Here is a 15,520-nt window from a genome sequence, read left to right on the forward strand (position 1 = left end):
CCCTCGCCCGGCCCCCGCCCGCCAGCCCCGCCCGCCAGCCCCGCCCGCCCCCAACCCACAGGCCACAGGCGCCTCCCCCACCCCAGTTCCGCGGCCCCGGGCCGCCGTCCCGCCCCGCCCGGCGGCACATTCTCCGTTCACAGATATTGACAACGTTGTCGGGACCGAGCGACGCTAGCGGCGTTTTCCATCCGGGTGCGCCGCCGCGCGAGCCCTTCATCGCGCGTGGAGTTGTCGTATGGCCCGAGAACCGTGTTCCCGCTCATGACGCCGGCTCACCCGGAACGAGCGCCGCGCCAGCGGTGTGCGGACTTCGCCCGCGGCGGGCGGAGGACGGCAGCCGGGATTTCCCCTCGCGGCAGGCGACGGCCGCGACAACTCTCCCACCGAAAGGCTCTGTTGTGTCACATCACCCTCATGCTCACCTGCTGTCCTTGAGACGGTGGGTGAGCGCGGCCGCGGCACTGATGCTGCCGGTGCTGGCGCTCGCCGTCTCACCGGCGGCGCACGCGGCGACGGCGACAGGCACCGCACCGGCGGCGGGCAGCTTCAGCTCCTCGTTCGAGTCGGCCGACCCGCAGCCCGCCACGAACACCGCCGAGGTCGACGCGCACGGCAACCCGGTGCAGAAGAACCTGAGCGGATCGAGCCCCTCGGGCCTGCCCGGCAGCCTGCTCGGGCAGGTCGGCGCGGTGACCGCAAGCGCCGAGAACCCTCCCGGCGAGGTCGCGGTGAACCTCAAGGACGGGAATCCGTCGACCAAGTGGCTGACGTTCAGCTCGACCGGCTGGGTGGCCTACCAGCTGGCCAAGCCCGCCACGGTGGTCAAGTACTCGCTGACCTCCGCGAACGACACGCCGACGCGTGACCCCAAGGACTTCACCCTGCAGGGGTCCGCCGACGGCAGCAGCTGGGTGGACCTGGACCAGCAGACCGGGGTGACCTTCAGCGGCCGGTTCGCCACCAACACGTACACGCTGGCCAACACGACGGCCTACCCGTACTACCGGCTGAACATCACCGCGAACTCCGGCGACTCGCTCATCCAGCTCGCCGACTGGGACATCAGCGACGGCACGAACGTCCAGCCGCCGGCCACCCCGATGGTCACCAGCCCCGGGTCCGGTCCGGTCAGCGGCTACAACATGAAGGCCAGTGCCGGCTTCACCGGAGTGGCCTCGCTGCGCTACTCGGGCGGTGCGCAGGCCGACGGCGAATCGTCCGCCACCAACCAGCTGTTCGACGTCCACATCCCGGTCGGGCCGAAGAGCCGGCTGTCGTACAAGATCTTCCCGGAGTTCACCGGGCACGACACCCAGTACCCGTCGACGTACGCCGCCGTGGACCTGCACTTCACCGACGGGACGTACCTCAGCCGGCTGTCGCCGGTCGACCAGCACGGCTACGCGCTCACCGCCGCCGGCCAGGGCGCGTCGAAGGTGCTCTACGCCGACCAGTGGAACGCGGTCCAGTCGGAGATCGGCAAGGTCGCCGCGGGCAAGACGATCGACCGCATCCTGCTCGCCTACGACAACCCGCAGGCCAAGGCCGCCACGCGTTTCCAGGGCTGGCTCGACGACGTCACCGTCACCGGCACGCCGACGCCGATCGACGCCTCCAGCCTGACCAACTTCGTCGACACCCGGCGCGGGACCAACGCCTCGGGCTCGTTCTCGCGCGGCAACAACCTGCCCATCTCGGCGGTGCCGAACGGCTTCAACTTCTTCACGCCGGTCACCGACGCCACGTCCGACTCGTGGGAGTACGAGTACCAGCAGGCCAACAACGCGGCGAACCTGCCCATGCTGCAGGGACTGGCCATCTCGCACGAGCCGAGCCCCTGGATGGGCGACCGTGACCAGATGTCGGTCATGCCGGTGCCGGCCGGCGGATCGCTGACCGGCTCGCCGAGCAGCCGGGCGCTCGCCTTCAGCCACGACGACGAGACCGCGCAGCCGGACCTCTACCAGGTCAAGCTGCAGGACGGCCTGGTCGCGAAGATGTCGCCGACCGACCACGGCGGCATCATGCAGTTCACCTTCCCCGCCGGACAGGCCACCGGAAGCCTCGTCTTCTACAACGGCACCTTCAGCATCGGCACCGACGGCACGTTCACCGGCTGGGTGGACAACGGCAGCGGACTGTCGGCCGGGCACACCCGGATGTTCGTGGCCGGCGCCTTCGACCGGGCCCCCACCGCGTCCACCGGCACCTCCGCGACCTTCGACACCTCGTCGGACGCACAGGTGACACTGCGCATCGCGACCTCCTTCATCTCCACCGACCAGGCGCACAAGAACCTCGACCTGGAGGTGACCGGACGCAGCTTCGACCAGATCCACACCGCCGCCACCGCGGCCTGGAACGACCGCCTCGGCCGCGTGTCGGTGGCGGGCGCCACCCAGACCCAGCAGGTGACGCTGTACTCCAACCTGTACCGGCTGAACCTCTACCCGAACTCGCAGTCGGAGAACACCGGCACCGCGTCCGCGCCGCACTGGCAGTACGCCAGCCCGGTGTCGCCGGCGACCGGCACGACGACCGCCACCAGCACCGGCGCGAAGCTCGTCGACGGACAGCTCTACGTCAACAACGGCTTCTGGGACACCTACCGCACGGTGTGGCCCGCGTACTCGCTGCTCTACCCGGACGTCGCCGCCAAGATCGCGGACGGCTTCGTCCAGCAGTACCGTGACGGCGGATGGATCGCCCGCTGGTCGTCCCCCGGCTACGCCGATCTGATGACCGGCACCAGCGCCGACAACGCGCTGGCCGAGGCCTACCTCAACGGCGTGAAGCTGCCCGACCCGCTCGCCGCCTACGACGCCGTGGTCAAGGACGCGACGACCGCCTCCGGGCGCAGCGAGGTCGGCCGCAAGGGGATCGAGTCCTCGCTCTTCCTCGGCTACACCCCGACCTCCACCGGGGAGTCGGTGTCCTGGGCGCTCGAGGGCTACATCAGCGACTACGGCATCGGCAACATGGGCGCGGCCCTGGCGAAGGACCCGAAGACGCCGAAGGCGGAGCGCGGCCGGCTCAAGGAGGAGTCCGCCTACTTCCTGCAGCGGGCCCGCGACTACGTCAACCTCTTCGACACCAAGACGAAGTTCTTCGAAGGACGCACCGCCAGCGGGGACTTCCAGGCCGGCGACCCGCTGGACTGGGGCGGCGTCTACACCGAGACCGACGGGTGGAACTACGCCTTCACCGCGCAGCAGGACGGCCAGGGACTGGCCAACCTGTACGGCGGCAAGAAGGGACTGGAGCAGAAGCTCGACCAGTTCTTCGCCACCCCGGAGAACGCCGACCACCCCGGCGGCTACGGCGGCACCATCCACGAGATGCTCGAAGCACAGGCGGTGCGGATGGGGCAGCTCGGCATGAGCAACCAGCCCTCGCACCACATCCCGTACATGTACGACGACGCCGGCGCGCCCGCCAAGACCCAGGCGCTCGTCCGGGAGATCATGCAGCGGCTCTACGTCGGTGACGAGATCGGCCAGGGCTACCCGGGCGACGAGGACAACGGCGAGTCCTCGTCGTGGTACATCCTCAGCTCGCTGGGCATCTACCCGCTGCAGGTCGGCTCCTCCAACTGGGCCATCGGCTCACCGCAGTTCACCAAGATGACCGTCCACCGGAGCACCGGCGACATCGTCGTCAACGCGCCGAACAACAGCACCAAGAACGTCTACGTGCAGGGCGTGACGGTCAACGGCCGGACGCAGAACGCGGTGTCCATCGACTCGTCGGTGCTCGCGCACGGCGGCACGATCGACTTCCGGATGGGCCCGAAGCCCTCGTCGTGGGGCACCGGCAGCAACGACGCCCCGCCGTCCCTGACCAAGGGCAGCGCGGCGCCCGAGCCGCTGCAGGACACCACCGGCCCCGGCCTCGGCACCGCGACCACCGACGGCGGACAGGACGCCTCGAAGCTCTTCGACGACACGTCGACGACGCAGGTGACCTTCCCCACCGCCACACCCCGGATCACCTGGGCGTACCGCGGCGGCAAGCAGGCGCCGACGTACTACACGCTCACCTCCGGGGCGGCCACCGGTGACCCGGCGGACTGGAAGCTCCAGGGCTCCAACGACGGCATCACCTGGACGACGGTGGACTCCCGCAGCGGCGAGGTGTTCCCGTGGCGCGACCAGACCCGGCCGTTCGCCATCGCCGATCCCGGGCGGTTCGCCCAGTTCCGCCTGGTGGTGACGAAGACCGCGGGAGCCGCGCAGACCAACCTCGCCGAGGTCGAACTGCTGGCCGGCGGTGATGTCCAGCTCGGTGGCGACGCGGTGAGCGTCAGCGCGGCGCAGAGCCCGGTGCCCGCCACCTCGGGGGTCGCGGTCTCGGTGCCGCTGGCGACCGTCACCGGCGGTACGGCCAGCGGCTACCGGGCCACGATCAACTGGGGCGACGGGTCACCGGCCACCACCGGGGTCGTCTCCGCCAGCTCGCGGGGCGTGTCGAAGGTCACCGGTTCGCACAGCTACACCGAGCCCGGTTACTACCAGGCAAGCGTCCAGGCGACCGACGGCAAGACCCAGGCCGCCACGACGGTCGGTGTCCAGGTGACCTTCGCCCCGGCCGCCGGCCTCACGGCGGCGTTCGACACCGTCTGCGTCGGCGACGACGGGGTGCTGGCGGCGAACTGCGACTCGGTCGGGTACGGCTACTCGCGCACCGCCCTGGCGGACGCCGGGGTGACGGCCGGAAAGGAGAGCCAAGTCCCGGGCACCGCGCTGCACTTCACCATCCCGGTGAGCGGCGCCGGCGCGCCGGACAACGCGACCGGCAACGGCAGCACGATCGCGCTGAACCTGCCGGACGACGCGAAGAGCATCTCCTTCATCGGTACCGGCACGGAGGGCAACCAGAGCACCACCGGCACCGCGACGTTCAGCGACGGCAGCACCGCCGACGTCCCGATCCAGCTGAGCGACTGGACGCTGGGCGGCAACCCGAACGGCACACCGGCCTACGGCAACATCGTCGTCGCCAAGTCCGCGTACCGGCTGAGCGGCGCCAGCAAGGACAGTGCGCAGCCGTTCCTGTTCGCCACCACCCCCTACCAGATCCCGGAGGGCAAGAAGCTCGTCTCGGTCACCTTGCCGACGCAGACCGGTGACCCGGGATCGGTGGGCCGGATCCACGTGTTCGCCGTCGCCGACGACGGCACGGCGGCCCCGGCGCTGACCGCCACCGCCGGGCCGGACCAGAAGGCCACCGCGGGCAGCGCGCTTCTCGCGGACCTCGGCTCGGTGACCGGCGGGGTCACCGACGCGACCGGCTACCACGCGCAGGTCCAGTGGGGTGACGGCACGGTCCCGCAGGACGTCGCGGTCGGCGCCTCGGGTGCGATGAGCGGGCAGCACACCTACCAGCAGCCGGGCACCTACACGGTGCACGTCACCGCCTGGGACACGCTGTCCAGCACCAGCGGGACGTTCACGGTGACCGTGGCGCGCGAGGCGGCCCATCCGTCGATCACGGCATCGGTGACCTCCGCCGGCCAGGGCAGGAGTTCGGTGGCCGTGACCGGTACCGGATTCACCGCCGGGGAGCGGGTGGCCGTCAAGCTCGGCACCAGCCCCGCGGCCGTCGCCACCGTGACGGCGTCCTCCGGCGGAGCGGTCCACGCGACGCTCGAGGTGCCCCGGGGCACGCGGCCGGGACGGTACTCCGTCACCGCGACCGGTTCGTCCTCGCGGACGCCGGCGACGGCCACCGTGCAGGTGGGCGACCACCCGTCGGCGCCGGCCGCCGAACCGGTGATTCCTTCCACCACCCCGAAGCCGGGAGGTGGGGCTGCCTGACGGTTCCGGTGCCCGGCCCGCGCCGAGCGGGCCGGGCAGGATCCGCCGGCTGACGCCGTCGGCAGGCGAACTCGGTCAGGGGTTCGCCTGCCGGCGGCGTTTCCTGTGTAGCGGTCCGGGAACGGCCACCCGGCCGGCCCGTCGTCCCATCTGATAGGTATATCTGCGGCTATCACCTGATGTGGTGAAGCTTTGGGCTTGTTGCACCAAGATCTTCCCGCTCTGTTCATGATGGGGCGCACGGTTCGATCGGCCGGTGGAACGAGGAGAGTTCGGTGGACAAGCACGACGGGGGTGACCCGGCGGCGCTGCGGGTGGACGATCCGTGGCAGGACGCGGGAGCGGCCGGGCCGTGGGTGCCGGCGCAGAAGCCCCCCGAGCGGACGCCGCGGGCCCGTGCGGAGCACGGGGAGGCGCGCGCGGCCGTCGATCGGTCGGCGGTCTATCTGGAAGTGCAGCGCAGCGAGGAGTTCCAGGACGTACGCGACCGGTACCGCAGATTCGTCTTCCCCGCGGTGGCCGGCTTCGTCGCCTGGTATCTGCTCTACGTGGTCGCGGCGACGACCGCGCCGCGGCTGATGGCCCACCGGCTGACCGGTGAGTTCAATGTGGCGCTGGCCGCCGGGCTGGCCCAGTTCGCCTCCACCTTCCTGCTGACCTGGGCCTACGCACGGCATGCCCGGCTGCGCAGGGACCGGGCGGCACTCGATCTGCGGTGGACGCTGGCCACCAGGACCGGACAGGAGCGGGTGCGTTGACGACGGCGCAGCATCTGGCGAATTCCGCCGGAGAGCATCAGGGCCTGGCGATCGTGCTGTTCACCGTGTTCGTGTCGGTGACGCTGGCGATCACCGCGTGGGCGGGCCGACGGCGCAGTTCGTCGGTCGAATTCTTCGCCGGGGGACGGCTGTTCTCCCCGATGGAGAACGGACTGGCCATCGCCGGGGACTACATGTCGGCGGCGTCCTTCCTCGGGATCTCCGGGCTGATCGCGCTGTTCGGCTACGACGGGATGCTCTACTCGGTGGGCTTCTTCGTGGCCTGGCTGGTGGTGCTGATGCTGGTCGCCGAGCTGGTCCGCAACTGCGGCCGGTACACGATGGCCGACGTGCTCTCCGCGCGGATGCGGCAGCGCCCGGTGCGGATCGCGGCCGGCACCGCCTCGGTGACCGTCTCCATCCTCTACCTGGTGGCCCAGATGGTCGGCGCCAGCAGCCTGGTGGGCCTGCTGCTCGGCGGCGGCGAGGGGACCGGGGTGCGCACCGGGACGGTGATCGGCGTCGGCGCGCTGATGGTGGTCTACGTGTCCTTCGGCGGCATGCGCGCCACCACCTGGATCCAGATCGTGAAGACCGTGCTGCTGATCGGCGGCACGGTCACCCTCACCGTGATGGTGCTGGTCCGCTTCCACGGCGACATCGGCGGGCTGCTGCGCTCGGCGGCGGCCAACAGCGGGCGCGGGGACGCGTTCCTGGCGCCGGGGCTGAAATACGGGGCCGACGGGACCTCGCGGCTGGACTTCATCAGCCTCGGCGTGGCCCTGGTGCTGGGCACCGCGGGGCTGCCGCACATCCTGTCGCGCTTCTACACCGTGCCGACCGCCCGTTCGGCGCGGCGGTCGGTGGTGTGGGCGATCGGGCTGATCGGGACCTTCTACCTGATGACGATCGTGCTGGGCTTCGGCGCCGCGGCGCTCGTCGGCTCGGACACCGTGCGGGACTCCAACGCGGCCGGCAACACCGCGGTGCCGCTGCTCGCCGAGATCCTCGGCGGCGGCGCCCGGACCACCGGCGGCACCGTGCTGTTCGCCATGGTCGGCGCGGTGGCCTTCGCCACGATCCTGGCGGTGGTCGCGGGCATCACGCTGGCCTCCTCGGCCTCGGTCGCCCACGACCTCTATGCCACCTGGCGCCGTCCGGCGGCCCCGACCGGACCCGGACGGCGCCAGGTGCAGCAGGCCACCGAGGGCGAGATGGAGGAGGACGAGGTGCGGGTCGCCCGGTTCGCGGCGGTCGGCATCGGGGCGGTGGCCATCGGGCTCAGTCTGTTCGCCCAGGACCAGAACATCGCCTTCCTGGTCGGCCTCGCCTTCGCGGTGGCCGCCTCGGCGAATCTGCCCGCACTGCTCTACTCGCTGTTCTGGCGGCGCTTCACCACCCGGGGCGCGGTCTGGTCGATCTACGGCGGCCTGGTACCGGCGCTGGTGCTGGTGGTGCTGTCACCGGTGACCTCCGGGCGGCCGGACGCCCTCTTCCCCGGGGTCGACTTCCATGTCTTCCCGTTGGAGAATCCCGGGCTGGTCTCCATCCCGCTGGGCTTCCTGGCCGGCTGGATCGGCACCCTGCTGTCACCCGAGCCGGCCGACGAGGGCAAGTACGCCGAGACGGAGGTGCGTTCGCTCACCGGGGCCGGCGCCGCCTGAGCCCGGCCAGCCGCGTCTCAGCGCGCGGAACCGTCGGCCGCCGCGCCCTTGATGCCGGTGACGTCGATCCGTGCCGGTGTGCCCAGCGCCGCCCCGCAGCTCTCCGGGCGGGGCGGCAGCGCGGGGCGCCGCGCCACGGCGACCTGCCAGGCGCGGCCGTCGGTGTGGGTGACGAGGACGGTCCAACGGTCGGGGCCGTCCTCGTCCGTACCGGCCACGGTGAGCGCCCCGGCCGCCTCCTCGCCGGTCAGCTCCCGTACCGCCAACTCGGCGGCCTGACCCGGGCGCTCCCAGGCCGATCGGCCCCGGCAGCCGTCCCGTACGACCCGGCCCGCACCCGCCGCGAGCAGGATGTCCTTGGCGTGGTGGCCGTCCACCCGGCCGTAGGTGTAGCCGTGCGGCAGGACGAGCATGGTCGGCGCGAAGCGGTGGCCGCCGAGGTGGGTGATCTCCCAGATGTCGCTGTCGCCCGAGGCGGCCAACTCGGCGGCCAGTGGGCGGCCGTACACCGCGCAGCAGCGGTCCCGCTTGCCGTTGGTGCACACCAGGCCGACGGCGGGCCCCCGGTAGGGCACCCCGAAATCGCCGTGGCTGCCCGCGCCCAGCGCGGGGAAGTCCAGCGCGGTCAGCTCGCCCGGGTCGGTGACCGTGGCGGTACGCATCCAGGGATTCCGCGGCGCGGTGTGGGCGAGCAGCACCCGGTGCGGGGTCGGCCGGTGCGGATCGGCGTGCCGGCCGGGGCGGCGGATCAGCGCGATCCGCACCCCGGTGCCGGCGGCCAGCCGGTCCAGCTCACGGCCCACCGCGGGGTCGAGGCTGCTGGCGCGCAGCGCTTTGGCGCCCCACGGGCCGGGTTGCTCGATCATCAGCCAGGTCCGGGCGACCGGCGCCGTCCCGCCCACCGGTTCGCCCAGCTCGGCGGACGCGCTCGTACAGGTGCTCACGCCGCCGAGCCTAATGGGCCCGGCGGCCGGCGGCGGTCCGCCCCGGGGCCGCCCGGCGGCGTAACCCTGGACGGCGGCCGGGCGGCGGACCGGATCGTCCCGGACCGGCCGGCCCGTACCATCCCGGAGCCACCGAACCGGCCCGCCTGGACCGGCCCGCCTGGACCGGCCCGCCGGGACCTGCCCGCCTAGACCGGGCCGGCCAGGACCGCCACCGGCTTGAGCAGCGGCACGCCCGAGCCGTCGCGGCGCGGGTCCTTCGGCGGCAGCTCGGCCGGAGCCCCCGAGGCCGTCGCCGCCCGGACCGGGGTCGCCCCGGCCCAGGCCAGCAGCAGGCCGTTCTCACCGCGCAGGAAGCGCTGGCAGCGCACCCCGCCGGTGGCGCGCCCCTTGCGCGGATACTGGTCGAAGGGGGTGAGCTTCGCTGTGCCCTGCGCCCCGGCCCGGACGCCGCCCAGGCCGCCCTGCTCCGAGCCCACCGCCGCGTCCTCCAGGGTGCCGTCGGCGCGGGCCACGGTGAACACCAGCGCGTCGGCGGCCGGATCCACCGCGGTGAAGGAGATCACCTTCGCGCCGTCGGCGAGCTTGATGCCGGCCATGCCGCCCGCCGGGCGCCCCTGCGGACGCACCTGCCCGGCCGGGTAGCGCAGCAGCTGGGCGTCGTCGGTGATGAAGACGAGGTCCTCCTCGCCGGTGCGCAGCTCGACCGCGCCCACCACCGCGTCGCCGTCCTTGAGGCCGATGACCTCCAGGTCGTCCTTGTTCGCCGGGTAGTCGGGCACCACCCGCTTGACCACGCCCTGCTCGGTGCCGAGCGCCAGCCCGGGGGAGGACTCGTCCAGCGTCGTCAGGCACAGCGCCCGCTCGCCGTCCGCCAGCGACACGAACTCGGACAGCGGCGCGCCCCCGGCCAGCGAGGGCGGCCCGGCGGTGGGGGGCAGCGTCGGCAGGTCGATGACGGTCAGCCGCACCAGCCGCCCGGTGGAGGTGACCACGCCGACATCGGCGCGGGCGGTGGTCGGCACCGCGGAGACGATCACATCGTGCTTGGCCCGCCGTCCGTCGTCCTCGCCCGGCTCACCGCCGATCTCGGTACGGGCCAGCAGGCCCGTCGAGGACAGCAGTACCCGGCAGGGGTCGTCCGCGACTTCCAGCGGCACCGCGGCCAGCGGGCTGTCCGCCGACTCCAGCAGCACCGTGCGGCGCTCGGTGCCGTACTGCTTGGCGACCGCCGCCAGTTCGGCCGAGACCATCTTGCGCAGCTCCGGGTCCGACTCCAGGATCCGGGTCAGTTCGGCGATCTCCGCGTTGAGCCGGTCGCGCTCGGACTCCAGCTCGATCCGGTCGAAGCGGGTCAGCCGGCGCAGCGGCGTGTCGAGGATGTACTGGGTCTGGATCTCGGACAGGCCGAAGCGCTCGATCAGGCCTTCCTTGGCCCGCGCGGCATTCTCGCTGGCCCGGATGATGGCGATGACCTCGTCGATGTCGACGAGGGCCACCAGCAGGCCGTCCACCAGGTGCAGCCGGTCGCGGCGCTTGGTCCGGCGGAACTCGCTGCGCCGCCGCACCACCGCGAAACGGTGGTCCACGTAGACCTGCAGCAGTTCGCGCAGGCCCAAGGTGAGCGGCTGGCCGTCCACCAGGGCCACGTTGTTGATGCCGAAGGAGTCCTCCATCGGCGTCAGCTTGTAGAGCTGCTCCAGCACGGCCTCGGGATTGAAGCCGTTCTTGATCTCGATGACCAGGCGCAGGCCGTGCTCGCGGTCGGTGAGGTCCTTCACATCGGCGATGCCCTGCAGCCGCTTGGCGCCGACCATGTCCTTGATCTTGGCGATGACCTTCTCGGGCCCGACGTTGAACGGCAGTTCGGTGACGACCAGGCCCTTGCGGCGCGCCGTCACGTCCTCCACCGTCACGCTGGCGCGGATCTTGAAGGTGCCCCGCCCGTTCTCGTAGGCGTCCCGGATGCCGGACAGGCCGATGATCCGGCCGCCGGTGGGCAGGTCCGGCCCGGGCACGTGGCGCATCAGCGCGTCCAGATCGGCGTTCGGGTATCTGATCAGGTGGCGGGCGGCGGCGATGACCTCGACCAGGTTGTGCGGCGGCATGTTGGTGGCCATGCCGACCGCGATGCCCGAGGAGCCGTTGACCAGCAGGTTGGGGTAGGCCGAGGGCAGTACGCCCGGCTCCTGCTCCTGGCCGTCGTAGTTGGGCGCGAAGTCGACGGTGTCCTCGTCGATCGACTCGACCATCAGCTGGGCCGGGCCGGACATCCGGGCCTCGGTGTAGCGCATGGCGGCCGGCAGGTCGTCCAGCGAACCGAAGTTGCCGTGGCCGTCGACCAGCGGCAGGCGCTGCGAGAAGGGCTGCGCCATCCGCACCATGGCGTCGTAGATCGACGAGTCGCCGTGCGGGTGCAGCTTGCCCATCACCTCGCCGACGACCCGGGCGCACTTGACGTAGCCGCGGTCCGGGCGCAGACCCATCTCGTTCATCTGGTAGACGATGCGGCGGTGCACCGGCTTCATGCCGTCGCGGGCGTCGGGCAGCGCCCGCGAGTAGATGACCGAGTAGGCGTACTCAAGGAAGGAGCCCTGCATCTCGTCCACGACGTCGATGTCGAGGATGCGCTCCTCGAAACCGTCGTCGGGCGGCGGGGACTTCGTCGTGCGGCGGGCCATCTCGGCGGCGCTCCTTCGTGTGGACCTGGGGACTGCTGCCGACCATTGTGGACCGCGCCACTGACAGCGCCGACCACCACCCGGCGCGAGCGCGCGGCGTCCGCGGGGAACTTCGCGCCGCACCGGCTCGCTTGCCTAGAGTGGCAGCACTCTACGCAGTCACACGCACGCGATCGGAAGGACAGCCTGCCCATGGGTCACACGGCCACCCCGGAGGCATACTCCAGCGGCCTGACAGCCACCGAGCACCGCCTGGCGAACGGCCTGCGGGTAGTGCTCTCCGAGGACCACCTCACCCCGGTCGCGGCCGTCTGCCTCTGGTACGACGTCGGTTCACGGCACGAGGTCGAGGGCCGTACCGGCCTGGCCCACCTCTTCGAGCACCTGATGTTCCAGGGCTCGGCGAGCGTCAAGGGCAACGGTCACTTCGAGCTGGTGCAGGGCGCCGGCGGTTCGCTCAACGGCACCACCAGCTTCGAACGCACCAACTACTTCGAGACGATGCCGGCCCACCAGGTCGAACTGGCCCTGTGGCTGGAGGCCGACCGGATGGGCAGCCTGCTCACCGCGCTGGACCAGGAGAGCCTGGACAACCAGCGGGACGTGGTGAAGAACGAGCGCCGCCAGCGGTACGACAATGTGCCCTACGGCACCGCCTTCGAACGGCTGACCGCCCTCGCGTACCCCGAGGGCCACCCGTACCACCACACGCCGATCGGCTCGATGGCGGACCTGGACGCGGCCTCCCTGGAGGACGCCCAGGCCTTCTTCCGCACCTACTACGCGCCCGGCAACGCGGTGCTCGCGGTGGTCGGCGACATCGACCCGGCGCAGACGCTGGCCTGGATCGAGAAGTACTTCGGCACCATCCCCGCGCACGACGGCAAGCCGGCGCCGCGCGACGGTTCGCTGCCGGCCGTCGTGGGCGGCCAGCTGCGCGAGGTGATCGAGGAGGATGTCCCCTCGCGGGCCCTGATGGCCGCCTACCGGCTGCCCGCGGACGGCACCCGGGAGGGCGACGCGGCCGACCTGGCGCTGACGGTGCTCGGCGGCGGCGAGTCGTCCCGGCTGCACAACCGGCTGGTACGGCGCGACCGCAGCGCGGTGACCGCCGGTTTCGGGCTGCTGCGGCTGGCGGGGGCGCCCTCGCTCGGCTGGCTGGACGTCAAGGCGTCCTCCGGGGTCGAACTGACCGACATCGAGGCCGCGGTGGACGAGGAGCTGGCCCGGTTCGCCGACGAGGGTCCGACGCCGGAGGAGATGGAGCGGGCGCAGGCCCAGCTGGAGCGCGAGTGGCTGGACCGGCTGGCCACGGTCAACGGGCGGGCCGACGAACTGTGCCGGTTCGCGGTGCTGTTCGGCGACCCGCAGCTGGCGCTGAGCGCGGTGGAGCGGGTGCTGTCCGTCACCGCCGAGGAGGTCAAGGCGGTGGCCGCGGCAAGGCTGCGCCCCGACAACCGGGCGGTGCTGGTCTACGAACCCACCGGCGGCGACCAGGCCGAATCCGAGGCGGACGGCGCCGCTGGCACCGACCGTGACGACGCCCCCGATGCCGACGATGCCGCCGGCACCGAGCAGGAAGAGAGCGAAGCATGAGCGACACCGCCGCCGCCATGACCTTCCACCCGCAGCCGCAGCCGGGCGAGCCCAAGCCGTGGGCGTTCCCGGCGCCGGAGCGGTCGACGCTGGCCAACGGGCTGACCCTGCTGACCAGTCACCGGCCCGGACGGCACGTCATCGCCGTCGAGGTGCTGCTGGCCGCGCCGCTGGACGCCGAGCCGGCCGCGCTGGAGGGCGTGGCCACCATCACGGCCAGGGCGCTGTCGGAGGGCACCGACGAGCATTCCGCCGAGGAGTTCGCCGCCGAGCTGGAGCGCTGCGGCGCCAGCTTGTCGGCCCACGCCGACCACCCGGGGATCCGGGTCTCCCTGGAGGTGCCCGCCTCCCGGCTCGACAAGGCGCTCGGCCTGCTGGCCGAGGCGCTGCGCGCTCCGGCCTTCGCCGACCACGAGGTCAAGCGGCTGGTCGCCAACCGGCTGGACGAGATCCCGCACGAGCTGGCCAACCCGGCCCGCCGCGCGGCGATGGCGCTGTCCAAGGAGCTCTTCCCGAGCACCCTGCGCAACTCCCGGCCGCGCCAGGGCACCGAGGAGACCGTCCGCGGCATCGACGCGGCCTCGGTCCGGGCCTTCTACGAGGCGCACGTCCGGCCGGCGAGCACCACCGCCGTCGTGGTCGGCGACTTCACCGGCATCGACCTGCCGGTGCTGCTCACCGAGACGCTCGGCCGCTGGACCGGTGGCAAGGCCGTGCCGCGCCCCCGTCCGGCGATCACCTCGAACGACAGCGCCCGGGTGGTGATCGTCGACCGTCCCGGCGCGGTGCAGACCCAGCTGCTGATCGGCCGCACCGGCCCGGACCGCCAGGACCCGGTGTGGGCGGCGCAGGTGCTCGGCACCTACTGCCTCGGCGGCACCCTGACCTCCCGCCTCGACCGGGTGCTGCGCGAGGAGAAGGGCTACACCTACGGGGTGCGGGCCTTCGCCCAGGTGCTGCTCACCTCGGCGGACGGCACCGGCGCCGCGCTGCTGGCCATCAGCGGCTCGGTGGCCACCGAGGTGACCGGCCCCGCGCTGGCCGACACCTGGCAGGTGATCCGCACTCTCGCCGAGGGCGGCCTCACCGAGGAGGAGCGGGACGTGGCGGTGCAGAATCTGGTCGGGGTCGCGCCGCTGCGCTACGAGACGGCCGCCGCGGTGGCCGACACCTTCGCCGACCAGGTCGAGCAGCAGCTGCCGGACGACTACCAGGCGCAGCTGTACGCCCGGCTGGCGGCCACCGGCACGGTCGAGGCGACCGCCGCGGTCGTCAACGCCTTCCCGCTGGACCGGCTGGTGGTGGTACTGGTGGGCGACGCGGCCTCGATCGCCGATCCGGTCCGCGAGCTGGGCATCGGGCCGGTGACGGTCGTCACCTGAGCCGGCCGGGCGCGGTACGCGTCCGGCACCCGCCCGGAACCCCGGTGGCCTTGGACGGCACCGGGGTTCCGGGCGTTTTGGGTACCGACGGGCGGTGTGTGGCGTCCGCAACATATCGGCTGATCTGTTTGTCCTACGGTCAACTGTCCGGTTAGCGTCAGCCGACATTGCCCGCACCGGGCAGCCGCGTCCGGTTCCGCCGGGCGCACCCGTACATCGCCGAGTCCCCGCGAGGGGAGCCGGGGACCCAACCCTCCTGCCGCCGCATCGGCCGCGCCGGAGGGGTTCCGTCCCATGGGGTGAATCGGGGACACCCGCCGAGGCCGGCGGATGCCCCGTAGGAGACCTTCCTGCTCCGAACCCGTCAGCTAACCCGGTAGGCGAGAAGGAAGGAAAGGAGCGACGCCTCCTCATGGCGTTCAAAGTCCTGCCCGCTTCCCGCGGGAAGCACCGACGCGTCCGTTCCGGACGCACCGCCGCCACCCTCGCCGGTGTCGCCGTACTGACCACGGCCGGCGCCCTCGGCGCCTCGGCGATGGCCTCGCCCGGGCAGACCCCCGCCGCGGCCGCGCCGCCCACCGCACTGAGCCAGGCCCTCGACGTGAACGCCGCCGTGGCACACGCGCTGGCCGGCCAGGCCGAGGCCCAGCACAAGGCCGCCGACACCGCGAAGGCC

The 15,520-nt window shown here is 72.2% G+C and carries 7 protein-coding genes, 1 pseudogene and 1 riboswitch; of the genes and pseudogenes, 6 read left to right on the top strand and 2 right to left on the bottom strand.

The annotated features are described in order from the left end of the window. Positions 1-467 precede the first annotated feature (467 nt). The 3 genes from GA0115240_RS04650 to GA0115240_RS04660 all read left to right on the top strand — a co-directional run bounded on the left by GA0115240_RS04650 (position 468) and on the right by GA0115240_RS04660 (position 8,241). On the top strand, positions 468-5,819 hold the full coding sequence (locus GA0115240_RS04650; RefSeq protein WP_093735377.1) for a GH92 family glycosyl hydrolase: 5,352 nt from the start codon (positions 468-470) through the stop codon (positions 5,817-5,819). A 275-nt stretch (positions 5,820-6,094) separates the two neighbouring features. After that, positions 6,095-6,577 carry a DUF485 domain-containing protein gene (locus tag GA0115240_RS04655; protein WP_093735372.1) on the top strand — a complete coding sequence of 161 codons (483 nt, stop codon included), beginning with the start codon at positions 6,095-6,097 and terminating at the stop codon, positions 6,575-6,577. Next, complete coding sequence (locus GA0115240_RS04660) at positions 6,574-8,241, top strand: solute symporter family protein (protein ID WP_237554606.1); 1,668 nt, start codon at positions 6,574-6,576, stop codon at positions 8,239-8,241. Before GA0115240_RS04655 ends, GA0115240_RS04660 begins: the two co-directional genes overlap by 4 nt. Positions 8,242-8,258: 17 nt before the next feature. On the opposite strand, the gene GA0115240_RS04665 is transcribed toward GA0115240_RS04660, so the two are convergent. After that, a complete protein-coding gene (locus tag GA0115240_RS04665) occupies positions 8,259-9,185 on the bottom strand; it encodes a sucrase ferredoxin (protein WP_093735373.1) in 927 nt (308 codons plus the stop codon). A gap of 188 nt (positions 9,186-9,373) precedes the next feature. Beyond that, complete coding sequence (locus GA0115240_RS04670; RefSeq protein ID WP_093735374.1) at positions 9,374-11,866, bottom strand: DNA gyrase/topoisomerase IV subunit A; 2,493 nt, start codon at positions 11,864-11,866, stop codon at positions 9,374-9,376. 192 nt (positions 11,867-12,058) lie between these two features. Here GA0115240_RS04670 and GA0115240_RS04675 point away from each other — a divergent pair, with 192 nt between their 5' ends. The 3 genes and pseudogenes from GA0115240_RS04675 to GA0115240_RS04685 form a co-directional block, all read left to right on the top strand. Next, positions 12,059-13,462: a M16 family metallopeptidase gene (locus GA0115240_RS04675; RefSeq protein WP_093735375.1), complete on the top strand. Its 1,404-nt coding sequence runs from the start codon at positions 12,059-12,061 to the stop codon at positions 13,460-13,462. Then, positions 13,459-14,844, top strand: a complete 1,386-nt coding sequence (locus GA0115240_RS04680; protein ID WP_093735376.1) for a M16 family metallopeptidase — start codon at positions 13,459-13,461, stop codon at positions 14,842-14,844. The genes GA0115240_RS04675 and GA0115240_RS04680 overlap by 4 nt, the downstream gene beginning before the upstream one ends. A 207-nt stretch (positions 14,845-15,051) precedes the next feature. Beyond that, a riboswitch (cyclic di-AMP (ydaO/yuaA leader) is annotated at positions 15,052-15,241 on the top strand. A 15-nt stretch (positions 15,242-15,256) separates the two neighbouring features. Further along, a pseudogene (locus tag GA0115240_RS04685) lies at positions 15,257-15,520 on the top strand (hypothetical protein); the annotation flags it as partial.

Source organism: Streptomyces sp. DvalAA-14 (assembly GCF_900091855.1).
Classification (GTDB): domain Bacteria; phylum Actinomycetota; class Actinomycetes; order Streptomycetales; family Streptomycetaceae; genus Actinacidiphila.